At 38.1% G+C, this 26090-nt stretch carries 27 protein-coding genes, 1 pseudogene and 2 riboswitches; of the genes and pseudogenes, 9 read left to right on the plus strand and 19 right to left on the minus strand.

All coding sequences use genetic code 11. From position 1 onward, the window contains the following. Positions 1 to 3: 3 nt before the first annotated feature. Together liaF and GZ22_RS09640 are read right to left on the minus strand one after the other, a co-directional pair. Entirely contained in the window at positions 4 to 780 is a 777-nt protein-coding gene (gene liaF, locus GZ22_RS09635) for a cell wall-active antibiotics response protein LiaF (RefSeq protein WP_038561725.1), read from the minus strand. Between the two features lie 14 nt (positions 781 to 794). Continuing rightward, the gene (locus tag GZ22_RS09640) at positions 795 to 2060 is read right to left on the minus strand and encodes an MFS transporter (RefSeq protein ID WP_051748172.1); all 1266 of its coding nucleotides are present in this window, start codon (positions 2058 to 2060) and stop codon (positions 795 to 797) included. A 242-nt stretch (positions 2061 to 2302) separates the two neighbouring features. Here GZ22_RS09640 and GZ22_RS09645 point away from each other — a divergent pair, with 242 nt between their 5' ends. Further along, on the plus strand, positions 2303 to 2941 hold the full coding sequence (locus GZ22_RS09645) for a sigma factor-like helix-turn-helix DNA-binding protein (protein WP_051748174.1): 639 nt from the start codon (positions 2303 to 2305) through the stop codon (positions 2939 to 2941). Between the two features lie 82 nt (positions 2942 to 3023). Further along, positions 3024 to 3605 carry an ATP-dependent Clp endopeptidase proteolytic subunit ClpP gene (gene clpP / locus GZ22_RS09650; protein WP_038561728.1) on the plus strand — a complete coding sequence of 194 codons (582 nt, stop codon included), beginning with the start codon at positions 3024 to 3026 and terminating at the stop codon, positions 3603 to 3605. Positions 3606 to 3701: 96 nt separating this feature from the next. Here clpP and GZ22_RS09655 read toward each other — a convergent pair whose 3' ends face one another. From GZ22_RS09655 to GZ22_RS09690, 8 genes are all read right to left on the minus strand, one after another. Further along, positions 3702 to 3956, minus strand: coding sequence for a hypothetical protein (locus GZ22_RS09655; protein WP_245609655.1), 255 nt, complete (start codon positions 3954 to 3956; stop codon positions 3702 to 3704). 19 nt (positions 3957 to 3975) lie between these two features. Further along, positions 3976 to 5319, minus strand: a complete 1344-nt coding sequence (locus tag GZ22_RS09660; RefSeq protein ID WP_038561731.1) for a TRAP transporter large permease subunit — start codon at positions 5317 to 5319, stop codon at positions 3976 to 3978. 47 nt (positions 5320 to 5366) lie between these two features. Further along, complete coding sequence (locus GZ22_RS09665) at positions 5367 to 6260, minus strand: DUF1932 domain-containing protein (protein WP_038561734.1); 894 nt, start codon at positions 6258 to 6260, stop codon at positions 5367 to 5369. A gap of 12 nt (positions 6261 to 6272) precedes the next feature. After that, positions 6273 to 6944 (minus strand): RraA family protein, encoded by a 672-nt coding sequence (locus GZ22_RS09670; RefSeq protein ID WP_038561738.1) that lies wholly within the window; start codon positions 6942 to 6944, stop codon positions 6273 to 6275. Between the two features lie 145 nt (positions 6945 to 7089). After that, positions 7090 to 7941: a MurR/RpiR family transcriptional regulator gene (locus GZ22_RS09675; RefSeq protein WP_038561741.1), complete on the minus strand. Its 852-nt coding sequence runs from the start codon at positions 7939 to 7941 to the stop codon at positions 7090 to 7092. Positions 7942 to 8067: 126 nt separating this feature from the next. Next, positions 8068 to 8382, minus strand: a complete 315-nt coding sequence (locus GZ22_RS09680) for a DMT family transporter (RefSeq protein WP_038561744.1) — start codon at positions 8380 to 8382, stop codon at positions 8068 to 8070. After that, a complete protein-coding gene (locus GZ22_RS09685) occupies positions 8382 to 8723 on the minus strand; it encodes a DMT family transporter (RefSeq protein ID WP_038561747.1) in 342 nt (113 codons plus the stop codon). The genes GZ22_RS09680 and GZ22_RS09685 overlap by 1 nt, the downstream gene beginning before the upstream one ends. 68 nt (positions 8724 to 8791) lie before the next feature. Continuing rightward, positions 8792 to 8888: riboswitch (guanidine-I (ykkC/yxkD leader) on the minus strand. Between the two features lie 147 nt (positions 8889 to 9035). Beyond that, entirely contained in the window at positions 9036 to 10316 is a 1281-nt protein-coding gene (locus GZ22_RS09690; RefSeq protein WP_038561750.1) for a Na+/H+ antiporter NhaC family protein, read from the minus strand. An 82-nt stretch (positions 10317 to 10398) separates the two neighbouring features. Beyond that, positions 10399 to 10507, minus strand: a riboswitch (SAM riboswitch). Positions 10508 to 10718: 211 nt separating this feature from the next. Here GZ22_RS09690 and GZ22_RS09695 point away from each other — a divergent pair. Continuing rightward, positions 10719 to 11357: a DUF1349 domain-containing protein gene (locus tag GZ22_RS09695; protein ID WP_038561753.1), complete on the plus strand. Its 639-nt coding sequence runs from the start codon at positions 10719 to 10721 to the stop codon at positions 11355 to 11357. Positions 11358 to 11521: 164 nt separating this feature from the next. Continuing rightward, on the plus strand, positions 11522 to 12082 hold the full coding sequence (locus tag GZ22_RS09700) for a class I SAM-dependent methyltransferase (protein WP_038561756.1): 561 nt from the start codon (positions 11522 to 11524) through the stop codon (positions 12080 to 12082). A 199-nt stretch (positions 12083 to 12281) separates the two neighbouring features. Here the strand turns inward: GZ22_RS09700 and GZ22_RS09705 are convergent, their stop codons facing one another. Then, positions 12282 to 12899 carry a TetR/AcrR family transcriptional regulator gene (locus GZ22_RS09705; protein ID WP_038561759.1) on the minus strand — a complete coding sequence of 206 codons (618 nt, stop codon included), beginning with the start codon at positions 12897 to 12899 and terminating at the stop codon, positions 12282 to 12284. Positions 12900 to 13069: 170 nt separating this feature from the next. On the opposite strand from GZ22_RS09705, the gene GZ22_RS09710 reads away from it, so the two are divergent. Further along, positions 13070 to 14272, plus strand: coding sequence for a YhgE/Pip domain-containing protein (locus GZ22_RS09710; RefSeq protein ID WP_038561762.1), 1203 nt, complete (start codon positions 13070 to 13072; stop codon positions 14270 to 14272). A gap of 74 nt (positions 14273 to 14346) precedes the next feature. Here the strand turns inward: GZ22_RS09710 and GZ22_RS09715 are convergent. The 4 genes and pseudogenes from GZ22_RS09715 to GZ22_RS09730 form a co-directional block, all read right to left on the minus strand. Beyond that, positions 14347 to 15198, minus strand: a pseudogene (locus tag GZ22_RS09715) (aldo/keto reductase). Positions 15199 to 15397: 199 nt separating this feature from the next. Then, positions 15398 to 15997, minus strand: a complete 600-nt coding sequence (locus GZ22_RS09720) for a histidine phosphatase family protein (RefSeq protein ID WP_038561765.1) — start codon at positions 15995 to 15997, stop codon at positions 15398 to 15400. Between the two features lie 266 nt (positions 15998 to 16263). Beyond that, a complete protein-coding gene (locus tag GZ22_RS09725) occupies positions 16264 to 16518 on the minus strand; it encodes an HPr family phosphocarrier protein (protein WP_038561768.1) in 255 nt (84 codons plus the stop codon). A gap of 124 nt (positions 16519 to 16642) precedes the next feature. After that, positions 16643 to 17683, minus strand: a complete 1041-nt coding sequence (locus tag GZ22_RS09730; protein WP_038561771.1) for an NAD(P)-dependent alcohol dehydrogenase — start codon at positions 17681 to 17683, stop codon at positions 16643 to 16645. 270 nt (positions 17684 to 17953) lie between these two features. On the opposite strand from GZ22_RS09730, the gene GZ22_RS09735 reads away from it, so the two are divergent. Next, positions 17954 to 18370 (plus strand): MerR family transcriptional regulator, encoded by a 417-nt coding sequence (locus GZ22_RS09735; protein WP_038561774.1) that lies wholly within the window; start codon positions 17954 to 17956, stop codon positions 18368 to 18370. 133 nt (positions 18371 to 18503) lie between these two features. Here GZ22_RS09735 and GZ22_RS09740 read toward each other — a convergent pair whose 3' ends face one another. Beyond that, positions 18504 to 19412 carry an AraC family transcriptional regulator gene (locus tag GZ22_RS09740; protein ID WP_038561777.1) on the minus strand — a complete coding sequence of 303 codons (909 nt, stop codon included), beginning with the start codon at positions 19410 to 19412 and terminating at the stop codon, positions 18504 to 18506. A 185-nt stretch (positions 19413 to 19597) separates the two neighbouring features. On the opposite strand from GZ22_RS09740, the gene GZ22_RS09745 reads away from it, so the two are divergent. Further along, positions 19598 to 20578, plus strand: coding sequence for an aldo/keto reductase (locus GZ22_RS09745; RefSeq protein ID WP_038561781.1), 981 nt, complete (start codon positions 19598 to 19600; stop codon positions 20576 to 20578). 348 nt (positions 20579 to 20926) lie between these two features. Here the strand turns inward: GZ22_RS09745 and GZ22_RS09750 are convergent, their stop codons facing one another. After that, the gene (locus GZ22_RS09750) at positions 20927 to 21775 is read right to left on the minus strand and encodes an STAS domain-containing protein (RefSeq protein ID WP_038561783.1); all 849 of its coding nucleotides are present in this window, start codon (positions 21773 to 21775) and stop codon (positions 20927 to 20929) included. A gap of 303 nt (positions 21776 to 22078) precedes the next feature. Here GZ22_RS09750 and GZ22_RS09755 point away from each other — a divergent pair, with 303 nt between their 5' ends. Continuing rightward, complete coding sequence (locus GZ22_RS09755; protein ID WP_038561786.1) at positions 22079 to 23080, plus strand: ROK family protein; 1002 nt, start codon at positions 22079 to 22081, stop codon at positions 23078 to 23080. A 99-nt stretch (positions 23081 to 23179) separates the two neighbouring features. After that, positions 23180 to 24403: an MFS transporter gene (locus GZ22_RS09760; protein WP_038561789.1), complete on the plus strand. Its 1224-nt coding sequence runs from the start codon at positions 23180 to 23182 to the stop codon at positions 24401 to 24403. 157 nt (positions 24404 to 24560) lie between these two features. On the opposite strand, the gene GZ22_RS09765 is transcribed toward GZ22_RS09760, so the two are convergent. Continuing rightward, complete coding sequence (locus tag GZ22_RS09765; RefSeq protein ID WP_038561791.1) at positions 24561 to 25064, minus strand: GNAT family N-acetyltransferase; 504 nt, start codon at positions 25062 to 25064, stop codon at positions 24561 to 24563. Between the two features lie 103 nt (positions 25065 to 25167). Next, positions 25168 to 26067, minus strand: coding sequence for a DMT family transporter (locus GZ22_RS09770; protein WP_038561794.1), 900 nt, complete (start codon positions 26065 to 26067; stop codon positions 25168 to 25170). Positions 26068 to 26090 lie beyond the last annotated feature (23 nt).

The following is a 26090-nucleotide window of genomic DNA, read 5'->3' on the forward strand; positions in this document are numbered from 1 at the left end:
ACCTCAAATCCGATCCACTCTTATTCGTCCGGCCTTATAGTTGACATAAATATCCAGCTTGCGGGTAGCATCTGCATAACCTGGAGTTTCATAGTATGTGCTTCGGTTGATGCCCTCTGAAAGTTCTCCAAAAACATTTATCTCCCCAGCCTTAACCAATGCTTCCAAACGAAATTCTACATTATCGGGGAGGATTATCCGTACTTCCCCGGCCCAACCTTTAATATGGAATGGTATTTCATCGTTCGGGATAAGAGCTTTCGTAAAATCAACATAGTACTCTCCTACAGCATTCTTCACCTGAGTAGGTTCAACTGTCCAGCCTTCACTTTCAAACCGATGCTCCCCTATTGCATAGTTGTGGTTCTTCATATACTTTTTTTTGTTCTTCTTTTTTTTACTGCCAGCTTCCCATTCAATATTCACACTAGATTTACGTGTCGTTCCCTTTTTGCCAAAGCGAAGCAGACTAAACCCAAAGTAAATGATAAGAAGCGGCCAAAGCTTGAATACATCTTTAAATTCAAATGCAAGTACTTCAAAACGATCAAGTATAAGAAGTCCGCCAAACAGTATACAAAATGTGCCGAACCAAAATCCTCCTTCACCCCGCAAAAAATCTATTAATATTTTCAGCCCTAATAAAAGGATGAATACGGGGTAGAGATAATGCCAGCTCTGACTGTAATTCCAATCAATTGCACCTATGTTAGACAAGATCAACACTAGACCGATCACTATTATTCCGATTGCAAAAAAATTACTATATATTCGTTTCATACTATCCCACCTGCTTATACCATTTCTTGTTGCTCTACTTTATTATAACTGTTAAATGCAGTAAGTTGTTTATTTCTCAAGCATAAAATCCCAGTAATCATCACAAGAATTCCTCCAGTTACACAGAGAACCTGAATACTGATACCAATTCCAAGCAGTGCTGATGTAACCATATAGGACACTGGAATGAGACCAGTTGAAGCCAATGCCATAATACTCATCACTCGGCCAATCATCCGTCGATCAGTTGTTTGCTGCAGCATAGTTGAAATCGGGATATTGGTGAGTTGAAGGCAAATTCCAATAACGAAAATAGCTGCAGCAGAAGACCAGAAATGAAGAGCAGAACCGTATAATATGAAAAATGCACTCATAATGATTAAACTAAAGATCGCTGTATAGCCAGGACTTTTTAGATTTTTAAGTAACACCAGGCTAAGAGCAGCTACAAGAGACCCAACTCCTAAAGCACCTTCCAAGATTGTCAGGCCTAACGCATTTGTTTGAAAAACGTCCTTTGCCAGCAGTGCAACAGATAAAGAAATAGGACCTACTAAGAAGAAATTGATAAAGAAACTTACTGTCATAATCGTCCGGATAAGCGGATTATGCTTTACATAGTGGAAACCTGCTTTTATATCTTCTAATGCTGATTTTTTCACATCAGCAGTTTCTTCCCTACTTGAAACGATTCGAAGCAAGGATATAGACAACGTTGCTGCAAATAACATAAAAATAGCAAGAGTAAATACTGCGGAAAAACCACCTAATACAATGAGACTTCCGCCGATAGCTGGTCCCAGAATAGGACTGATCATATTCGTCATTTGAATCATCGCATTCCCTTGCTGCAGATTTTCCGGTTGGAGCACTTCCGGCAACAAGGATCCTGCAGCAGGATAAGAAAAAGCATCAGAAACACCAAACAATGCAGACAGAACCAGCAGGTGCAATGGCTGCAGCATATCCGTTAGCAAAAGCCCGATGACAATACCCACCAACACTGCTCTGGAACTGTCAGATAGAAGCAGAATTATTTTCTTTGGAAAACGATCTGCTGTTATACCGCCAATAACAATGAATAATAACCGAGGAACGGAGGCTGCAAAAAAGAGCATTCCAAAATAAAAGCGATTATCCGTAATGGAAAGCATTAACCACTCCGCACCCATTAAGTAAACATAATAACCTGGAGCAGAAAATAACATACTGATTAAAACGAGTCTAAAATTGCGATTGCGAAACAGCTTCCATTTGCTTACTGTTGCTTCTTCTGCCATTCTTTCAACCCTCTTTCCATTTGTTACTTACAGTATAATCAAATGGAAATACCCGGAAAACAATCTGCAGAATGGACTTTTGTCCGTCTTAAGGCGGAGTCCCTTCTCCTACTAATTCAAATGTGTAATACGAAGCTGTCGGAGTCGTTGCATCCTGTAAGCAATCCACTTATAGTAAAATTAAATGCGTACCCGTATCTTTCTAGAAGTTAAAACCGTCTAAGGAATAAAGGGGTGAAAAAATGGAGCAGCCTAAACAGGTTGATCGTCAATCAATAATAGAAGAAACAATGGCTAAGTTATCGTATTACTGTTTGTATCTGACGAAAAATAAATGGGATAGTGAAGAGATAACGCAGGAGGCAGTCTTAAAGACGCTGATGAAATATCCCGAAGAGGCCTTCCCTCCGTCTGTCGGTCTATTGAAAAAGATTGCTTATCACGCCTGGATAGACAGAATACGTAAACAGAAGAAAGAAGAGCTTGTTTCTGAGATTCAGGATACAACGTTAGCTGAAAGACAAGACAACGTGCAGCATATGGAGCAGCTTCGAAAACTTACTCCAAAGCAGCTAATTGTGTTTGTCTTAAAGGAAGCTTTTCATTATCAATCTGCCGAAATTGCAGATCTGCTCGAATTAAACGAATCAGCTGTAAAAGCACTCCTACATCGGGGACGCATAAATATTCAAGCTGATACGATACATCCTCTTGTACGGAACTCGTGGGAAAACTTAGAACAGGAAGAGTTTTTTGAGCTAATTGAATTGTCTCTCAACAGAGACGATCCAGCAGAGATGATCCGCATTCTCCCTACTGTGTTTCGTACTTCCAAGCTCTACCTTCAAACAAATTCGAATCTATATATGGCTGCAGCCTAAGGTTGCAGTTATTTTTTTTGCCCATATCTTATGTCATTTTAAATTCGTTCTAATTATGAAGAACGAAAGGAGAGTGTAATTAGTGACAGCAATACCTTATGTAGTGGAGCAATCGAATATGGGAGAACGATCTTATGACATTTACTCGAGGCTGTTAAAAGATCGAATCATTATGGTGAGTGAAGAAATCAACGATAGTATGGCTAACGCTATTGTGGCGCAGCTGTTATTTCTAGCAGCAGATGATCCTGAAAAGGATATTTCGCTTTACATCAACAGTCCTGGAGGTTCAATTTCAGCTGGTTTTTCAATACTTGATACGATACAGTTTATCAAACCGGATGTGCAGACAATTTGCACAGGCATGGCCGCTTCTTTTGGCGCAATGCTGTTGCTTGCAGGCACGCCAGGGAAAAGATATGCTCTGCCAAATAGCGAAATTATGATTCACCAACCACTTGGAGGTGCAAGAGGCCAGGCAGCCGATATTGAAATAACTGCTAAAAGAATCATCAAACAAAGACAGCATATCAATCAATTGATTGCAGATTTTACCGGCCAGCCAATCGAAAAAGTAGCTGCCGATACTGACCGAGATTATTTTATGAGTGCAAAAGAAGCGAAGGATTACGGGATTATTGATCAAGTTCTATTGCGGAAATAAAGGGAATTATCGTTTTGAAGGTTGTTTTTCTCTCAGCCGTAAAAATAGAAAGACCTGAGTCATTATGGCTCAGGTCTTTCAAATTTTTGTGCTATATCAACTGCCGGACATACTTTTATCTTGGTCATTAACACTTTTTTTCTTCGGCAAGTAGTTCAACGAGAAACCAACAAGGCTGAATATTGCACTTAAAATAATTGTGGGATTTTTAAACCATTCCGCACTTTGGATAATAAGGTCCCCATTTTGCAGAATTAAGCCTAGAATTTGTCCGAACACAAGCAGTGAACCGCATGCCAGGAATGCTACAAGAAATACTTTAAACAACAATTCTGCAAGTTTTCGCATCATTACCAACTCCCTATCTCTTTTATACTGGCAGTATCTCCATTCCTATTAGCCAGCCAATTCCTACGATTGGCAGCATGTAATATAAGATTAATGGTATGAATGTTTTTTCCGGTCTTGCTCCTGCTAGTCCGGATGCAATGAATATCGACCCTGAAGCTGGAGGAGATGCGCCTTCAGTTGAAGAAAATGCCAGTATGGCTACTACTGCCACCAATGGATCTACTCCGGCAGATGTTAAAGCAGAAAATGATACCAAACCAACTGCAGTAAGCGTGGCTGTAGAGGATAGCGGTCCTGCTACTAATGTAACCAAAATACCTACCATAAGGACCATCAGCCATTTTGGTATATCAAGTGAAGAAGTTATTTGACTGAGATCATTCGCAAGTCCTAGTTGCGAAAGGACTTCACTGGCAGCTACTGCAAATAGCATGAGTGCGCCAATTGTTGTAAATTGCGGAATAGCAGATGATAACATTTTAGACCAATTTGCCAGCGATCCAGGTGTTTTCTTCCGGCCGATTATTAAACTGATGAGCATGATTAAAATAGGTATCCAAGTAATCAATGAAATCTCGTCCATTGCTTCTGGTCCAATATTAGGATTGTTCTTTAATGCTTCCGCAAGCGGACCAACAGTAACTAGTATAGGAATCAATGCACCGAAGAAAATGAAGATGGATTTCCACCCTTGTTTAAGAGCTTCCCTGAAGCCAAGGATATCCTCCGACGGAAGAGCCTTGATACCATTTTTCTTAACTAGCAAGAACACTAAAATCATTCGGTAGATAACCTGGTAACCTCCACCGATTAAAAGGGCAATATACAGATCACCCTCTGCAACTACAGCTCCTATTGGTGCAAACCCAAGCATAATGAACATAGAGGAATTCGGGGGCAGTGCAGCGCCTAAACCGCCATTTCCAGCCAGGATAGTTGCTGTCGTCTCACGGCTCCATCCTGATTTGATCATCCACTGAGCCGTGATTGATCCGGTTGTCGCGGTATTCGCTGAATTGGAACCGGAGAGAGCTCCAAGAATAGCAGAACCTACCGTACTCATATAAGCTGCGCCACCTGGCAGCTTTCCAATAAGTGAATTGAGTATTCGTAAAAGAGCTTGAATCAAATTGAGCCGATCAACTAGAAATGCCATGAAAACAAAAGCAACTGCAGCGTATAATACTTCGTAAGTGGAAGCAAATACTAATCCGTCCCAAAATAATCTTGGGGCATCAGTTCCTCCAAACAATACGGTGGCAATGAAGCCTAGAAACATCGCTTCCCCCATGTTGCGCTTCACTATTACATTCCAGATGATAATAACTCCTATGAACACTACTAATGCAATAAAACCCGTCATCTGTTCTCCCTCCCCTTGGCTCTAACCATCATTAAAACGCTTTCATTTCAAGTGTTGTAAACTTCATTTTTATCCATTAACAACGCAAGAACTTCTTCCCATGTATCTGGCTTACTTCCTTTATACTTTTCTGGAATATCCAATTCAGCAAGGCGTTCTAATTTCTTCTGTGCAGCGATCGAAATACTCGCATCTAAATTGGATTCTCGCAGCATCTCAATGCTGCCGCCCAATTCCACAGCACGTCTTTTCGCATGAAGCGCACTCCCGGTTACAAGCCGATTCATCGTTTCAACAAAAGTCTTAGCGTTCATCGTTTCATCAATAGAACGGATGGCCTGTTCTTCTACTCCGTATGTTTTGGCTGCCTCTAAAAACTCCACCATCAAACCAACGATACCTTTCATATAAATGCTTCTAATAAGTTTGAGCGCTGAAGCATCACCAGGATGATCGCTTATTTTAGTGATTTGCATGCCATATCCTGCTAAATTGTTTATAAATAAATCTGTACCGTTTCCACTTGCAGAGATCGGTACCTTATGTTTGTAAACAGGTAGTGGCCCAAGCATTGCTGCATCTACAAATAGCGAACCTTCATCCTCTACTGCACTTGCCACTTGTTTTTTTATTTCCGGAGTGGCAGCAGATACATCCACATAAACTAAATTTTCCTTAAAGCTGTCAGTTAGTGATTGCGCTACCTCTAACGTCTTGTTGGCAGGTACTGCAGCAATAACAATCGTACATATTTGCATAACTTCTTCAGCGCTTCCCACTAACTCAACATTTGCTTTGGAAGCTCTTTCTCTAATACGATCAGATAATTTCGGTTCATCTAATAATGCATCAAAAGCATAAATTTTTTCTATTCCTTCACTATGCAATCCGGTTGCCATTTCATAAGCAGCTTCCCCAAACCCGACAAAACCTAATTTCATCAATCTCAACCCCTACTCTTGGTATTGTTTGATTTTATTTTCTAACCATTTCGGTGCTAATGACATTGGATCAGGGCGTTCCTGATGAGCATACTGGGCAATTGTTTCTAGACGCTTTTCTTCATATGACAATTTCTCTGTCGCTTTACGAAGCACTTCGTCAATTAGATTGGCAGGTACGACTACTACACCATCATCATCTCCTACAACTAAATCACCTGGCGCAACACGGATCCCTCCGCAAGAAATCACTTCGTTTATTTCTCCCGGCCCATCTTTAAAAGGTCCATTCGGATTAAAGCCTTTACTGTATATAGGGAATTTCAATTTTTCCAATGCTTTTTTATCCCTTACTAGTCCATCAATTACAATACCTTCTATACCAATGGCCTGAGCTGAACTAGCCATAAGTTCTCCTAAGTAAGCATTATTTGTGTGTCCTTTTCCATCGACCATTAATACATGACCCTTTTTTGCTGAATAAATTGCCTGGTGGAGAAACAAATTATCTCCAGGTCTTAAGCTTACTGTCAGTGCTGTTCCTACAAATTCCATACCAGTGCTCACTGGTTTGATACGGTAATCCAGCGAACCTGTACAGCCCATCACATCGGCAAGGAGCGTAGTATTTAGTTTTTTAGCTCGCTCAATAAGTTCGTTTGCTAATAACGATACGCTTTCCATATATAACCCCTCCTCGTAATATACATTACTTTATATGAATATTAAGTAACGTTTATTACTTTGATGGTGTGATCATACCACTTTATTTCACGACGGTAAAGCGCTTTCATTGAAATTTTTAAAATAAAAAATGAATTATCACACATCACCTTTTTGTGTGATAACTCATTTTCGTAAGTATTTCATTAATTTTATCAAGTCTAGGCTTGGTTCTTTCAGGATAATTTATAGCTAAAGCACTTAAAATATAGTCAACGATAAAAATAGCTGACACAATGCTATTATGAGAAGCTGCACTTGCAGAAGAACAAGGTAAGATGAAATCAGCATACTTCGTCATTGGTGAAGAATAACTGTCTGTTATTAGTATGATTTCAGCACCGCAGGACTTTGCTACTTCTAACATATTTGCAATTCTTTCTGCATATCGCGGATAACTCACTGCTATTATTAGATCCGACGAGGTAAGGCTGATGGATTCGTCGACCCATTCACTCTTATCCGCATCAATATATTTACAATTTCCAAGAATTCTATTTACCCCAAATGCTATGTATTCTCCAACTGGCCTACCACTCCGTACACTCGTACATAAAATGTTATCTGATGCTGCAATCTTCTTTATAATTTCTTGTAATGTACTGTCCGAAATATTGTCTAAGGAATACTGAATATTATTATATTGCAGCTCTAAATGCTGCTGCAAAAGTTCACTTTTATTAGTATCTTTCAAATTGGCTTCCAGCCTGGTTTGAGGAGCTGCTTTATGCTTCATGCTTGCTTGGAGTTCTTTCTGCAGCTCAGAAAAACCTGAGTAGCCAACTGCTGCGGAAAACCTCATTATCGTAGCTGTACTTGTACCTACCGTAGAAGCTAACTTATCAACAGTAAGAAATGCTACTTCCATAGGATGCTGTACAACATAATCAGCAATTCTCCGCTGTGCTTCCGTTAGTTCAAATGCTTTGGTTTGCAATCTATCAATTAGGTCATCCAATGTATCACCTGCTCCTGATGAGATATGATTTGAGAAATAAGCACATTAACCGTCAGTTCCACTTAGTATGATAACACTTTTAGAAAATTTCCCAAAGTGGGATGCTACCAATTCGGAGATGACTTCTTAAGAGACCAGTTTTAACCCTACCGCTGCTCCCAATACCATAGCAATAAACAAAATTCGTTTCCAATCCTTAGATTCATTGAAGAATAACATTCCAATTATCGCACCGCCTGATGCTCCAATTCCCGTCCAAACGGCATAGGCTGTACCCATTGGTAAGCTCTCCATCGCAATAGAAAGAAAAAGAAAGCTAGCTCCAAATCCAAGAATCAGTAGGGCTACTGGTTTCCAGCTTTTATCCTTATGCAGTTTATTTATCATTGCTACACCAAACATCTCAAACAATCCAGCTAAGATTAAAAATGACCACGCCATTACTGTTCAGCCCCCTCTGTTTCTTTATCTTTTGTAACAAGTTTCAGCCCAATTACACCTGCAAGTAATAAAGCTACCAATAAGAACTTATTAAGGACGAATGGCTGCCCAAAGAAGAGAATTTCCGAGAAAAAGGTACCCGCTGTTCCCAATCCTACAAATACTGCATAAACCGTTCCAACTGGTATATAGCGCCCAGCTCTTATCATCAAATAGAAGCTTATTACGATCGCAATTATGGTTCCAACCCATTCCAGAGTATCACTTGCATGTTTTAATCCAATAACCCATAAGACTTCAAATACTGCAGCAACAATAACCATGAGCCAATTTTTGTTCAATTCTTCCACCTCCGAAATTTAGTATGTCCAGGAAAAGAAAAAAAGCCTGAGAGTAACTGTTAAACAGTTTCTCCCAGGCTTTTATCCTTCCGTGACACAGTGAATACTGTGAGTTTTCTCTCGGACCAGACCAGCAGCTGCTGCGGAACCCTAGAAAACATTTAGCAATATTCAATTCACTACATTGTATAAGGTCTTGCTATAAAAATCAAGTCATAAAGTGAGACAATCAAATGGACAAGAAGAACAGTGAGAGAATTACATGGCTCTTCTTGAATTTACTGTTATTAAACAACAACCTACAGCAAACTTTTAGTTTTGCTTAGCTTTCGGATATCCAATGAGAATAGCGATAACTCCGCAGATTCCTACTAGAATTGGATAAATACAGTATGGGATTATACTGATCGGAGATATTCCTGCTACAGTGGCGGCTGCTAAAAATTGGGCGCCATATGGCAACAGACCTTGGATAGAGCTAGAAAAAAGATCTAATATACTAGCTGATTTTTTTGGCTCAATACCATATTTATCAGCAATATTTTTAGCAAGTGGTCCAGTAATCAGTATAGATATCGTGTTATTAGCAGTTGATAGATCTGTAAGACTAACTAGACCTGCTATGCTAAATTCAGCCCCTCTTTTGGATTTAATTCTTCGAGTTGCGAGTTGAAGAAGAAAGTCAATTCCTCCATTAAATTTAATAACCTCAACCATTCCAGCTATTAATATTGCCAGGAAGGCAATTTCATACATGCCGGCCATTCCATCTCCAATTTGTTGAATCAAACTCAGGAAGTGATAGCTTCCATCCAACAATCCAACAGCACCAGCAAGTACAATTCCCAAAACCAAAACAAGGAATACATTTATACCAATTAATGCAAAAACAATAACTAAAATATAGGGTATGATTTTGATCCAACTATAGCTTAAGTGTTCAACTTGTCCAGATTCTCCTAATGTTAAAAAGCCTAAGATAATACATGTTACAATGGCTGCTGGTAACACAATCCAGAAGTTAACTTTAAATTTATCCTTCATCTCTGCGCCTTGTGTTCGAACCGCAGTTATTGTTGTATCCGAAATAAACGATAAGTTATCTCCAAACATAGAACCACCAACAATAGCCCCCATTACTAACGCCATAGAAAAATCGGTCTGTTCGCTAATTCCAACACCAATTGGTGCCAATGCAACTATCGTTCCTACCGATGTACCCATTGACAACGAAATAAAGCAAGCTATTACAAATAAACCTACAACGAGAAGATTTTGAGGTATTAGTGATAAAGTGAGGTTAACAGTAGATTCTACCGCCCCCATACCTTTTGCAACCTCAGAAAATGCTCCCGCTAAAAGAAATATAACAACCATCAACATTACATTTGGATTTCCTGCACCTTTGGTGAAAATATCTACCTTTTTAGTGAGCGATTCTTTTCTATTCATCGCCAAAGCTACACCTGCTGAAATTGTAATAGCTACTATGACAGGGAAGGTATAGAAATCACCTGTAATAATTCCTGATCCAATAAATAAAATTAGAAAAACAACAAATGGGATCAGAGCCCATGGATTTGCCTTCTTCATTGTTCCACCTCTTTTGATATTTACTGCAAAAAAACCTCTTCTTATATTAATTAAGAAGAGGTTTTATAACTATAAAACACTCTTCTTATCTATCAAGCCTCAGCTTTCTGGATTTGGCACAGCAACTTAAAGAATTAAGTTCCGCTGCCGAGATTTCGCGGGGCCAGTCCCTCCATCTCTCTTGATAAGAAGATAATATATTTTTTGGCGCAATAAAGAGGATTATACACACTGCCCATATCTTTATCAACTGATTTTTTGATTTGTATTATTTTATTAATCTATCATAATACCATCCATCATTCGAAGATTGGTGACACCTCAATTATCTGGTTTACTCGTAACACAGAAAAAGTATAATGATAGTGAGATGAACAAATTACAGAAATTGGAGGGATTAAAGTGGCGAAACCAACGCTTTTAGAAGAAAAATTTGAAAGTAAAGAATTGAATAGTTTACTCCAATGGCGTGTTGAACCTCAAAAATGGTTTATTGATACACAGAGCTCTCAATTAGTTTTAAACACTGATCCGAAAACAGATTTCTGGCAAAAGACACATTATGGATTCGAAAATGATAACGGGCATTTTCTTTATATGAAAACCGAAAAGAATTTTAGAATGACCACTAAGGTGAAGGCACAGCCAAATGCAAAGTATGACCATGCAGGGTTGATGATTCGCTATTCAAAGGATGTATGGGTGAAAACTTCTTTAGAATATATAACTAATAGTTTGAGTAAGTTAGGCGTCGTAGTTACAAACCAGGGATTTTCTGATTGGTCAACACAATATGTACAGGATAAAGATATCGACTTATACTTTCGTATATCCAGGATTGCTCAAAACTGTTATATCGATTTCTCATGGGATGGCGAAGAATGGATGCAAATGCGAATTGCTCATTTGGACATTCCGGATGACTCCCCTATTTCAGCTGGATTATTTGCTTGCAGCCCTCAAGGAAAGGATCAAACAGTACGTTTTGATTTTCTTACTATTGAAGAACTATCTTCTGATCCAAACGAAGCTTACTTATAATCGAAACAAATTGTATTCTCATCCTGCTGCCAAATGGCAGCTTTTTTTCGTCCACGAACTTACAGCATCTATGAGAATCGTAGAGCCTTGCCATTTACAAGAAGATGCACTTCTATTATAGTTATTACAGAGTTTATATATCTTTAATTAAAGGAGATGCTAAGATGAATCAAAAATCACAAAAGAAAATCAACAACTTAGAAAATATAGAGAGAGTTCCAGCAGATAAATTATTTGAGCTAATACCTATTAAGAAAGACGACAGCGTTCTGGATCTTGGAGCTGGTACTGGTTATATTTCTCTTTCTATTGCTGATCGTGTGAAAACGGTATTCGCCTTCGATTATGATGAAGATATCCTTAAACACTTGGACACAGTAGCAGAGGAAAGAGATATTACTAACATTAAAACTGTTGCAGGAAACTTTAAAGATATTCCATTAGAAGATCATAATATTGATATAGCTATTGCTTCGATTTCTTTGCATGAAGTTCAGCCCCTTGCAACAGCTTTGAAAGAGATTCACAGAACCTTGAAACACAAAGGCTTGTTCTTATGTATTGAATTAGAAAAGACTGAAGCTTCGACTGGACCGAGAGTTTCTTCTGAAGATATGGAAACTGAAATCCTTGATGCTGGCTTCTCTGTAGTTGATAAAATTTATCCGTCAACTAAAATTGCAAATCAGCCTGTTTATATTATCCTCGCTCAAAAAAGTAAATAAATAAGAACGCAAAGACCGTTACTAGAGCGACTTTTAAAACTAAAGAGAGTAAAAAAGACAGCAATTATTTTAATACGCTGTCTTTTTCACTCTATGTTTCATGCAAATTATCTTATCTAGCTTTGATTTACTCTTAGTGAAAAAACCAAACCTAACTTTTTACTCGCAATCAGTTGGATGATCTGACCGTTAGGCTGCTTTACTTTTTTATACCAGCTGCAAACAAAGGACCATTAACTGTAATGGTTGTCAGGATACGAGCCATTTCTTGAGGAGATTCTTTCCTGCCGCTGTTCAACCATTGTTGAACTACTCCCAACATTGCATTTCCTAAATAAGAAGACAAATATTGTCCTGGAACAAGGAGACTTTCTTCCTTTACAAAAGCAAATGGATTATCACCATAAAGTGTTTCCCACATAAATTCCTTTAGTCTTGCTTGAAATGAGAGGTCCCCTTTTGGACCTAATACAGCTCTCATAATATCGCTATTTTCATTAAGATATTCGAATACAGAAACTGTATGCGGGAATGGCTGCACAGCCGCAGATTCTGTTTTAAGTGAAGTCATAACACTTGGGAATTTTGTTTTTACAATACTGGATAACTCCAGCATAATTTCTTCTTCACACTTCTTCATTAAATCAAATTTGTCTTGATAATGTGCGTAAAATGTTCCTCTATTAATCTTCGCTTTTGTTGTTATATCTTTAACTGTAATTGCCTCGAAGCCTTTTTCATCGATTAACTTTATGAGTGCATCTCGAATGGATTCTTTAGTTCGTATTACCCTTAAATCAATATTACTGTCAGTCATGTAAATTCCTCCTTACTTATCCAACACAATTAGTAAAGGTGTCCCGTAACCAACACATCTACCATATCTGACTATTGTATAGTATCTAATTCCTACATATAATTTAGAACGTAATAAACAACACGGTGTTTATTTATTATTATAAAGTATCCGCTAGGAGGCGTTCAATAATGTTTAGAAACAAACTACTATTCTTATCACCAATAATTGCATTGGTTATAATATTTATTTTTTCTCTGACACTTATTCCATCAGTCCAACCAGAACCAAAAAATCTACCAATTGCAATCGTAAATGAGGATGCAGGTGTTGATATCCCGAATCAGTCAAAACTGAATATGGGTCAATCAATAGTGGAAATGATAAAAGAAAATTCAAAAGTAACAGCAGATCAAGAAGATCCTGCTGTTAAATGGATTGAAGTAAATAACGCTGAGGAAGTCCAAAAAGGATTAACTAACCAAAAATATTATGCAGCTTTGGTTATACCGAAAGATTTTAGTGAAAAGCAGTCTTCCTTACAAACTTCAACGCCTTCATCACCTGAAGTCGAGATATTTATTAATCAAGGTATGAATACAATGGCGTCAACGATGGCAGGACAAATGTTGAATGGAGTTGTAGACAACCTAAATAACACTGTTCGCACACAACTACTAGATGGACTAGAACAACAAGGCGCATCATTATCAACTGAGCAAGCTAAAGTTCTGGCTTCTCCTATTGCAAAGAAAGTCACAAATGTTAATGAAACTGGAACTAATAGCGCAAATGGGAATGCTCCTACTTCTTTATTTCAACCTCTTTGGATTGCTAGTATAGCAAGTGCTGCTATTGTTTTCATCTCTCTTAGAAAAGTAACCACAGCTAATCGAAAAGAGAACTTGGCAGTAAAAGTGGTTCAAATTCTAACAGGTGCGGTTGTAACTCTTGTCGTAGGATTTGGTTTAACTTGGCTAGCTGATAAGATGGTAGGACTTCATATTCCAGACTTTACAAGTACAGCGTTATTCTTATCTATCACATCACTCAGCTTCTTCCTAATGATTTCAGCTGTACTTTCTTTAACAGGACTTAAAGGTATGCCTATTTTTATCCTAATGCTTTTCTTTGGTGCACCATTGCTAGCAATGGCTCCAGAAATGATGTCACCATTTTATCATGACTGGATCTACTCTTGGCTGCCTATGCGATTCATGGTAGAAGGATTACGAGAGCTGCTCTTTTTCCATTCAGGATTAACTTGGAACTCTGTATCTACCCTTGTTTGGATCGGAATAGTGGGTATGGTAGTGATACTGGCATCCGCTTTGAGGTTTAACACAAAAAAAGGACAAATACAAAAGGAAAATAAAAAACAAGCCGTTTCCTAATTGGAAGCGGCTTGTTTTTTAAGAAAAGCAATTATTATAGCTAGATTAATAAACCTTGCATGTAAAAATACTTCTTAAATATCAAGTTTCCTTGTACTGATCCCTTTCACCATTTCTGGATCGCGGTGTGAAAAGAACAGACTTTGTTTTGTATCCAATTCCGTTATGCTAGCAATATCTTCTTTGTTTAATTCAAAGTTAAAGATATCGAAGTTCTCAAGTATTCTTTCCTTACGAACAGACTTCGGAATAGCGACTACTCCTCTTTGTGTCAGCCAACGAAGAATTACCTGAGCAACAGATTTATTATACTTCTCAGCAATTGTGGCCAAGACCTCGTTCTCGAACATGTTATTTTTTCCTTCAGCAAACGGTCCCCAAGATTCTATCTGCACGCCGTTTTCTTTCATGAAGTCATGACTTTCTAATTGCTGGCAGAACGGATGTGTTTCCACCTGATTTACTGCAGGAACGACTTCATTATGAATGATTAAATCAATCAGGCGGTCAGGTTGGAAGTTACTAACTCCTATTGCTTTCACTTTACCTTCCTTATACAGTTCCTCCATTGCGCGCCAAGACCCATGAACATCCCCAAATGGCTAATGAATTAAATACAAATCGAGATAGTCCAGTTGCAATCTATCCAATGATTTGTTGAATGCTTTCTTTGTACTCGCGTAACCAGTATCCTGCACCCAAAGTTTTGTCGTAATAAACAAATCTTCCCTTGCCACACCACTTCGTTTGATTGCTCGGCCCACTGCTTCTTCATTCAAATAAGAGGCAGCCGTATCAATTAGACGATAGCCTGCCATGATAGCATCATAAACAGCTTGTTCACATTCATTTTGATCTTGGATCTGAAATACTCCAAATCCTAGGACAGGCATTTCCACACCGTTGTTTAATTTTACTTTTTGCATATAAGATCCTCCTAACTCAAACTTTGTTCCATTATATCTGTCTTTATATACCACCCGATTCCTTTATTATGCATTAGTTGATTACTAAGCAGGTATCCCATTCGTGTCAGATAAATGCCTAATCCTCCCACCCAACTCCACTAGTATTAAACAAATTAAAAAGACACTCACAGGAGTGTCCCAGATTGTAATATTGAGGTTAAGAAACTATTGTAAGATCACCAATTAAGTCACTAAAATCATGATTAATGATCTCGACTAATTTAAATTCCTTGTTCTCATATTCAAATTTTAAAATACAGCAATTCCCGATTTTATTTTGCTGTACGATAGTACTTGTATGTTCCCAATATCTCATAAAATTCCGGCATGCTGCCCCATGAGATACGGCTAACACAACTTCGTTATCTTCTTCCATGATTTTTTGACAAGCAGCTGCCATTCTTTCTTGCAATTCTTTTTGATCTTCACCACCATACTTCACAAAGAAATCATTATAAGGCAGCGGCGGATTCAAATCCTCACTTTCCCCTTCAAACGTTCCGAAATTCCATTCCTTTAATCCTTTTAATCTTGTATATGGCATATCTGTTACTAGTTCTAACGTGTCACTTGCCCTTTCGGACGTCGAACTGTATGCATTATCGAAAATAATATTGCGCTCTTTAAAATACTTACCAGCAGTCTCTGCTTGTTTGACTCCTAATTCTGTCAGTGGTGAATCGCACCACCCTTGGACTTTCTTTCTTTGGTTAAACAATGTTTGTCCATGCCTCATTAGATATAATGTCTTTTTCATCTGTATCCTCCCTTGCACTGTTAGAAGAATATTGAGATACAAAATGCACTTCAATGCACTCAGATTCGGTTACCTTTTATTCTTATTTAGAATAAGAACTATAAATACCAATTAAAAGTCATTCTATAGTGTTTCAAGTTGAATCATGCAGTTCGTTCTTTTACGAAGAAAAAAGAACGCTACGAATACTCTTGCGTTCCTTTTTATACAATCATTATTTTAAAAATGTACTCTTACAGTAGTGTTTGAGGATGTGATAGCAATTACTATTCATCTAAAAGGAAACTCTTTAAAGTGTCAAAAGTAACATGCTCATCACACCCATTTACCATCAGCATGATTTCGTCACCATCCTTCACATTCAAATCCATCACTCTCATAAGCTTTTTTCCATCACTGGATATTCCGCTTTTAGAAAGAATTACATCACTAGTAAAGGAACACGCTTTATCAACAAATAGTGCAGTGTTCCTTGCTTGCAATCCTCGGTGAAGTTTCACTGTTACCTTTGTGACCAGCATGGTTTCCACCTTCCTTAGGATATTTCTGTAATTATGCCAAGCTGAACAGCCGCTTATTTCGTATTAAAAAGGATGTCCCAAAGCCGAACAACGGGACATCCTCTAAGATTGGAAGTTACATATATTACAACGTACTGTTATCGATAACAAAGCGATACTTCACGTCTGAAGCAAGAACGCGTTTATAGGCTTCGTCGATTTGGTCAGCAGCAATCACTTCGATTTCTGGAGCAATATTATGTTCTGCGCAGAAATCTAACATTTCTTGCGTCTCGCGAATGCCTCCGATTAACGAACCTGCAAACGAGCGACGATGACCGATGAGAGACTGTACGTTTAATGACAACGGATCAGCTGGAGCACCAACATTAACCATAGTGCCATCAAGATTCAGTAAGGAAAGATAAGCATTCAGATCGATCTTTGCACTTACAGTGTTAATAATTAAATCAAAAGATCCGGCAAGCTTTTCGAATGTTTCTGGATCGCTAGTAGCATAGTAGTTACTTGCACCAAATTCTAAGCCATCTTCTTTCTTCTTCAATGATTGGGATAGAACAGTCACTTCTGCACCCATGGCATGTGCAATCTTTACAGCCATATGGCCCAGGCCGCCTAAACCAACGACTGCAATTTTTTTGCCTGGTCCAGCTTGCCAGTGATTTAGTGGAGAAAATGTTGTGATACCAGCGCAAAGCAATGGTGCAGCAGCATCAAGTTCAATATTATCAGGGATACTTACAACAAATTCTTCCGTTACAACGATGTGGGAAGAATATCCGCCTTGTGTAGGTTCACCATATTTATCTACACCTGCGTACGTAGGAATATTTCCTTTATGACAATATTGTTCTTCACCTTTTACGCAGTTCTCACATTCTCCACATGAGTCAACCATACATCCTACTCCGACTCGGTCACCGACCTTATACTTCGTTACTTCGGTACCTACATCCGTAACGATTCCGGCAATTTCATGTCCTGGTACAAGCGGATAGTTTACTGGACCCCACTCACCGTGAGCAGTATGTATGTCAGAGTGGCAAATTCCGGCAAACTTAATTTCGATTAAAACATCATGTAAATCAAGATCACGTCTTTCAATTTCAGCAGCTCGAAAGGGTTTTTCTGGACCGTCAACAGCTCTTGCTTTAGCTATAACCATTTTATAAATCCTCCAATAACTGTTTATATTTTTAGAGAATATGTTTGGACAGGTTATATCCTTTCTTCTCTTGCAAACTATTGTAATGTTTAGAGTCAACTCTAAGTCAAGCAAATGCTTTATTTTTTATATATAAACATCTTTGTTTGTATTTGATACACTAAAACCAATCACATCTTCATTTTGACGTTCAGCAAGTCATGTGATAGAATCCTCCCTATTCATAGCGTGAACTCGCAATTAATATAATTGGAGAAAAGGAGAAATACGATGAAGACATATTCTATCGGCGAAGCGGCAAAGGAATTACATGTCACTGCCTATACCTTGCGTTACTATGACAAAGAAGGACTTATGCCTTTTGTGGAGCGCACGGCTAGCGGTCAGCGTTTGTTCAAAGAATCCGATATTTCTGCTTTGAAAATCATTGAATGTCTGAAATCGACTGGCATGCCAATTAAAGAAATAAAGACCTTCATTGACTGGTGTACTGATGGAGATACCACATTGCAGCAAAGATTCGATATGTTTATGGATCGAAAATCTGTGGTGGAAAAACAAATGGAAGAACTAAAAAAAACAATGGAACTCATCGAACATAAATGTTCATACTACGAAACTGCATTAAAAGCTGGAACAGAAGAAATTCATAAAAACAATAAAATTGAAATTCCTGTTACGAACTAACAAAAGAGGGGCATAATCATTACAATCGAAAACAAAGTAGTTGTTATCCCAACCTGATAAAAAGCAAATATATAACTATCTTAATAAGGCTGTCGAGAAAATATCGACAGCCTCTTCTATTAATTAGCACTCCTTACATCAAACTTTTTAGCTCCTCTTTAAATCTCTTCATATCTGCTCTAGGTGAATAACCATACATCCGAGCATATTCACGAGTGAATTGTGACTGACTCTCATATCCCACTTGGAATGCAACTTCAGCTATATCGGGGAAATCCACCAATAACAAACGCTTTGCTTCCTGCAATCTCAACTGCTTTTGAAACTGAATCGGACTCATAGCTGTCACCTCTTTAAAATGTCGATGAAGGGAAGACACACTCATATTCGCCATATCCGCTAAATCTTCTATTCGAAATGACTTTTCAAAATTACTAATGATATATTCAATTACATCTCTAATTCTCATAGCATTGCTGCCTGCTACAGCCATTTGTTGCAGTGCATCTCCATTTGGACTCTGCAAAACCCAATACAATATTTCTTTCTTATATAATGGGGCTAGTATTGGAATATGCTTTTGTTTGTCCAACAAACTAGCTAACCTAACTACCGCATCTAATAAAGAGGGCTCTGACTCTCCGATAAACAGTGCTCGTTTCGTATCTTGTTTCTTACCAGATCGTACACCAGTTTCATGTAAAACCTCTAATATATCCGTTGGCGTAAATTCAAGTTTAAGGGCCAAATATGGTAAATCATACGACGCATCAATTACTTGCCCGGTTACCGGCAACTCTACTGATGCCACAATAAAATTTCCCGCTCCATATGTAAAGCGTTCCTCACCTAGCAATACTTCCTTTTCTCCTTGGACAATAATGCAAAAAGAAATTTCGTTAACTCTAGCGACTGGTTCACTGATAATGGATTCACGGATAAGAAATAATGATTCTATAGATGTAGGATGAACACCATCTGTATCTGTATACTTGCTAATAAGTTTGCCTAGTTCTTGCTGCTTGTCCAAATTAATGTTCATCTCTTATTTGTCCTCTCCTTCGATTTAATTGAATTGAGTTTATTTTAATTGTTATTCTCTCAGCTTGAAAGATCTTTGATAGTATTAGGCAAAGATTTGAGACGAATGAGTTTATTGATTGTATAAAAATTATGAGACAATGAAAGAGGTTACAACAAACGAGCGACAAAGAGAGGATGATATAAATGGAATATGTAAAACTAGGAAATACAGGTTTGGATGTATCAAGATTTTGTCTTGGTTGTATGAGTTTTGGTGAAGCAGAAAAATGGATTCATCAATGGGTTCTTAACGAAGAGCAAAGTCGCACTATCATTAAAAAAGCACTTGATCTTGGAATCAATTTTTTCGATACAGCTAATGTGTATTCGATGGGATCCAGCGAAGAATTTCTAGGACGTGCTTTAAAGGATTATGCCATTCGAGACGAGGTTGTGCTGGCAACAAAAGTGCATGGACGTATGCATCAAGGTCCTAATGGTGCGGGCCTTTCCAGAAAAGCCATCATGAGCGAAATTGATAAAAGCCTTACGAGACTAGGTACAGATTATATAGACCTTTATATCATCCATCGCTGGGACTACAATACCCCTATTGAAGAAACAATGGAAGCATTGCATGATGTGGTGAAAGCCGGAAAGGCAAGATATATTGGCGCCTCTGCCATGTATGCTTGGCAATTCCAAAAAGCATTACACGTAGCAGAGAAAAATAATTGGACACGCTTTGTATCAATGCAGAATCACTACAACCTCATATATCGCGAAGAAGAGCGTGAAATGCTTCCTCTCTGTAAAGAAGAAAAAATTGGTGTGACTCCTTACAGTCCTCTTGCATCCGGAAGATTGACACGTGATTGGACAGAAACAACACATCGTTCAAAAACGGACCAAATTCAAAAATCTAAATACGATACCACTGCTGATGCAGACCGATTGGTGGCAGAACGAGTTGCAACGATAGCAGAAAAACATGATGTTCCACGTATCCACGTTGCACTTGCCTGGCTTCTATCAAAAGAAACAATAACAGCCCCAATTATTGGTGCAACGAAAATATCCCATCTGGAGGACGCTGTAGGTTCTCTATCCGTTAAGCTAACAGCTGAAGAAACTGCTTTTCTAGAAGAAGCCTATATACCTCATTCAGTAGTAGGTCCTAATTGAATATTTAAAAATAGCTGGCAACTCAATCTTTTTAAATATCAGATTGAGTTGCTTTATTTGTGTTCGTCTTAAATATGTAAAGTTTCCCTCATTTAGAAATAAAGGTTTAGGATGTCGAATTATCGGGCAAAGTACTTTAGTTGAGGGGGAAAGCAATAACGTGTACTTAAATGAAAAGAAATTAATTTACAGGGAGCTAGCCAGGTTAATGCATGATTTCGACAGATGCCCAAATGAATCTATTAAAAAACATATCAATCAAGATATAGCACTTTTAAAACAAGCAATCCATTATAAAGCGAAAAAATAACTCTCCACTTTTCATAAAACGTAAATGGAGAGTTTTTTTTATTTCAATATATAACGTTCAACTGCAGCTTTTAAAGAATGTGTCGTTTTAACATTAAAACCAATTCCTAATTGTGTTGCAGTCTGTGCAATCTCCGGTCTGATTCCCGACAATATAGTTTCTACTCCTAGCAGTCTTAAAGAGTTTATTATATTGAATATTCGGTGGGCAACCATGGTATCAATTATAACTACACCTGACAAATCAAGTATTAGATATTCTACACTTAATTTTGCACATTGCTCCAGTACATTATCCATCATATACTTAGCTCTGTTTGTATCAATATCACCAACCAGAGGCAGCAGCGCTACATCCGGTGTTAATGAAATAACCGGGGTACTCAGCTCCAAGATCATTGCTTGCTGTGCAACCAGCTTGAATTCAGCTTGTTTTGCATTCTCCCTAGTAAACCAGACAATGATCTGATTGAAAGCGCTTGTAATCTTCCGAGTATAACTAAGTGTTTCCTTACCACATAAATCATGCTCTGCCACAAAGCCATCTAATAGCTCTAAATACAATGTTTCTGTTCTATTGAATTCATCTATTATGTCATCAATTGGAGTCATTAGATGTTGTTCATCCTTGGATATCTCCACTATCCACTCCTCAAATAATTCGTAAGATAGAGGACTTTCAGGATCAAACAACTCACAAAAACGAACATGAAAATCTTTGTTTTGTTCTTTTAAAACATCTATTACTGCTTGATCATCAGAACCATAAACCCCTTCTGACTTTGTAAGTCCAGCAAACCATTCATCATTCAATTTATGTATATTATCACAAAGAAATTCATGTAACTCTTTATCTACTGCTACTTGCAGTTTTTTCTCGATTGTCATTACTATATCTCCTTAGTCTATATATGCTCAACACCTTATTCTAGCATGTGAAATAACAAATACCTATTTATTATAGTCTATTAATAGAAATAGTCCTTTCTTTGGAAATTATCTACATATGAAAGAAGATAAGTTGAGATGCAAATGGCGCAATTTGGATTTCTATTCAATTTGACTTATTCACTCTCTTCCAAAGCCATTTCTTAAAAAATATCAGCTCTTATGAGAAGATGTATTGAAAAATTCGTGAAACAGTAATAGCCTAACACTATATATGATCGCAGCTAAGGAGAGAGTAGCGGGATGTCTGATGCTATTAACACGACAAAAGCAGTTAAGATACAAAATGAGAAAATCATAAGAAGTATTCTGAGACAAAAAAGGGAGATTACCGCACTTCAACTTTCTAAACTTAGTGGTCTAAGCGTAGCCACTTGCGGCAATATCTTAAAAAGCTTTGTGACACGCGGTGAAGTTTTTGAAACTGAGACAGAGCTGTCTACAGGAGGCAGACGTCCAAGAGTTTTTAAATTGAACGTACACTACGAAATACTTATTGGTATGTGCATAAAAACAGAGGGAGGAAGAAATGCAATCGAAGTAGTGATTGCAAACATTCTGGGAGAGGAAATAGAAACAGTATGTAAGCAACTTCTTTCTATTACAGTTGATGAAATTATTCTTTTCTTAGAAGAAATCACCAAAAGATACCCCACTTGCACAAAAGTAGCAATAGGAATACCTGGAGTAGTTCGCGATGGCCAGATTGAAAATTGTGATGCTCCAAGTTTGGCACAAATAGATTTAGTCTCACTACTCAGAAGAAGATTCAATTTGAGTTTCTTTATTGATAACGAATTATCTTTTAGTCTGCTCGGCTATTATCGAGAACAATCATATAGCGACCCAAAGACTATTGGATTGTTAACACTAGTAGACGGTCATCCTCCAGGAGTTAGATTTATCCTTGACGGCAAACCCTACGCAGGCAATTCAAATTTCGCAGGTGAGATATCACTCTTACCTGTAGACTCAAATCCACAAGAATTAGTCAGAAAAATACACGAGCCTAAGGAATATCTTGAACCTGTATCAAAGATTCTTACTTCCATTACAGCTGTGATGAATCCTCACACCATTGTACTAACTGGAGAACTGCTGCGTATTATGAATATTGCTGATATAAAAAGAAAATGTATGGAGTGGATACCCTCTTCCCACCTACCCCAAATTGAAAAAATGAAGGATGTAACACAATGTTATTTTAATGGATTGATTCATGTTCTTCTGGATGCAAACGATTAAAGTAAAAGAACGTATTGACAGAGGTTATATTTACCAATAGTATAGCCTTGTATACTTTTTAAAAGACCTTTAAGAAGTAGTGTGAAGGAGATGATCGGAATGGATAATAATGTAGCATTGCATGATTTGCGTAAGTGGAAATATGCACTTTTCATTTTATTTAGCCTACCAGGTCTGTCATTTTCAACTTGGATCTCAAGAACACCAGATATCCGTAATACACTTGAAGCGTCTACGTCGTTAATGGGCTGGATAATTTTCGGGTTAGCTTGTGGTTCAATCATAGGGCTTTTAGCAGCAAATAAAGTAATTGCCAAGCTAGGCACTCGACCTGTTATCTTAATTTGCCTAATCCTTATTATTCTTGGCCTTGCCTCTATAGGTATAAATGCGGCGTTTTTCCCGGTTCCCTTTTTATTATTTTTATCATTGGCTTTATTCGGTCTAGGATACGGAATGGGAGAAGTAGCAATAAATGTTGACGGTGCAATGCTGGAACAAGCCGCTTCAAAAACACTTTTGCCTGCATTACACGGATGTTTTAGTGCAGGTACACTAATTGGCGCAGGTCTTGGCTACCTCACATTAAGTCTTGGAATATCCACTCTGCAGCATCTTATCGGCATCGTAATAGTATCACTAATTATAGTAGGTATATTTATCAGCAATATCCCTACTGGAAACGGAAAGATGTTAAAAGAAACTAAAAGTTCGGCCAAAGACCACCCCACTTCCAATGTGTGGAAAGAAAAGCGTACTATTTTAATTGGATTGATTGTTTTAGGCATGGCTTTTGCAGAAGGAACCGCTAATGAATGGCTTCCACTCGCAATCGTTGATGGCTTTAATGTAGAAGCTCAATCAGGCACACTTGTCTATGTTGTGTTTTTAAGTGCTATGTTAATTGCCAGATTAAGCGCTGGATACTTCTTGGATCGTTTTGGGCGAGTTGCAGTTTTAAGATACGCTGCAATATTTGCGGCAATTGGTGTTGGGGTATTAATTTTTGCACCTAATTTACCAATAGGAGTAATAGGTGTATTTCTATGGGGCATTGGTGCTTCCATTGGATTCCCTCTCGGTTTATCTGCAGCTGGTGATAATCCCATTAACTCCGCACAAAGAGTCGGAGCTGTTTCCATTATCGGCTATTTAGCATTTTTAGTTGGACCGCCACTTTTAGGTATGCTGGGAGATGCAATTGGACTTCTTAACGCAATGAGTACTGTGCTAATAGTTGTAGTCGCTGTGTTCTTCTTATCTCCTGTAGTTAAACGACCTTCTACAGTAGATGCTAAGGAAGCATCTCAAGTTAATCAGTGATTTATATTTACATGTTACTGTAACAGAAAACATGGAAAGCCTGTCGAGTTAGAAGCCTTCTTGCCTTGTATAAAACCCTACTAAAATAGACGCTAAATGGCGTCTATTTCTTGTTGCTTTGCATAATTCCTCTTAACTTTTACATAATCACGCAAAGTCAATTTACACTTTTAATTTCTTTCACCAGATTAAACCAGACCAAACCCGCGTGTACCGAATCTGATTTCCCCTCGTTTTGATACCCGTTCGCTTCATAAAATGGAACCAAATAATCTAAGCATGTTAAAGTCATAGCTTCTCTTTTAGATTTCACACAGATTCGTTCTAACTCACCCAACAATTGTGCAGCAATACCTTTCCCTCTGTAATCAGGATGCACTACTAAACTGAGTATACTTTGAAATCCTCCAGTAGTTGGATTAGGTACTGATTTCTCAAATAGATCATCTGTAATATAACGCTGATTTAAAACTGGACCAACGACATAACCAATAACCTTACTCTGTTCATCTCTCGCTATGATAAAGGAGTCCGGAATGACAGCAATCCGCTCTATCATAGCTTCTTCCGATGCCGCTTCCTCTGGCGTGAAGCCTAAATTTTCTATATGAATTAGCTCTTTTATATCCTCTGGGCGTGGTATTGAAAAGTGTATGTTCATTTTGCACATCTCCTATTATATACATGCCGATAAGTACTATACTCTATTATTTCACTGGCTTGAACTTCTTATAGTTTAATATAAATGTAAGATCGTTTAACAGTTATTTTCTGTCATCCTTTACTATGGATAAAGTGGTAATAGTGGCTAGTATCAGTATCGTACCTATCCACTCCGCCAACCCAAACGGAATATGGAACCACAAGATAGAAAGAAACGTTGCAGACAATGGTTCAACAGAAGCAAGCAGACTCACTTTGGAAGCGGCAATATATGTTGTGCTCTCCAGGTAGAAATAAAAAGCAATTATCGTACCGAAAATGATGACAAATAGTACTGCTGCTACAGAGGATAATGTCCATTCTCCTTGCACTTGCCATGGCGGATGTATAAAGCTGAAAGTCACACCGCCAATCAGCATTCCCCAACCAACTACAATCTTAGCTCCCCAGTCCGCAAGCAGTCTTAAGGGCTGTAATGTGTAAAAGCTTAAAGCAAATGCTGAGGCAATACCCCAAAACACGGCCCAGCCCGAGATAGAAAGAGATTGAAGGTTTCCTCCAGTCACTAAAAGAAAAGTACCTATAATAGCTATTACGACAGATAGAATGATTGTGAATGATGGCAGACGTCTGAATCGAAGCGACAAATAACATGTGATAATAGCTGGCGCTAAATACTGAAGAATGGTGGCGGTCGCTGCATTTCCATGTTCAATAGCGGCGAAGTATGTATACTGTACAGCAAGCATTCCTAAGATTCCAAATAAGATTATACTCATCGCACCATTTTTACTTCTCCAGACTGCCCACACTTTCGTTCCCTCTTTTAGGTGAGCAAGCGACAATAACACGACTCCAGCTACTAATAGTCTTATCACGGTGAGCCACTCCGTACTGAATCCTTTCTCTTGGAATAAAAATTGAGCAACTGTTCCTGAAACGCCCCATAAAGTAGCTCCAATGAGTACCAAAGCTATTCCTAAAACGCGACTATTCTGCACATGTTAACCTCCTCTTTTGTTAC

The organism is Terribacillus saccharophilus (genome assembly GCF_000725365.1).
GTDB lineage: Bacteria > Bacillota > Bacilli > Bacillales > Amphibacillaceae > Terribacillus > Terribacillus saccharophilus.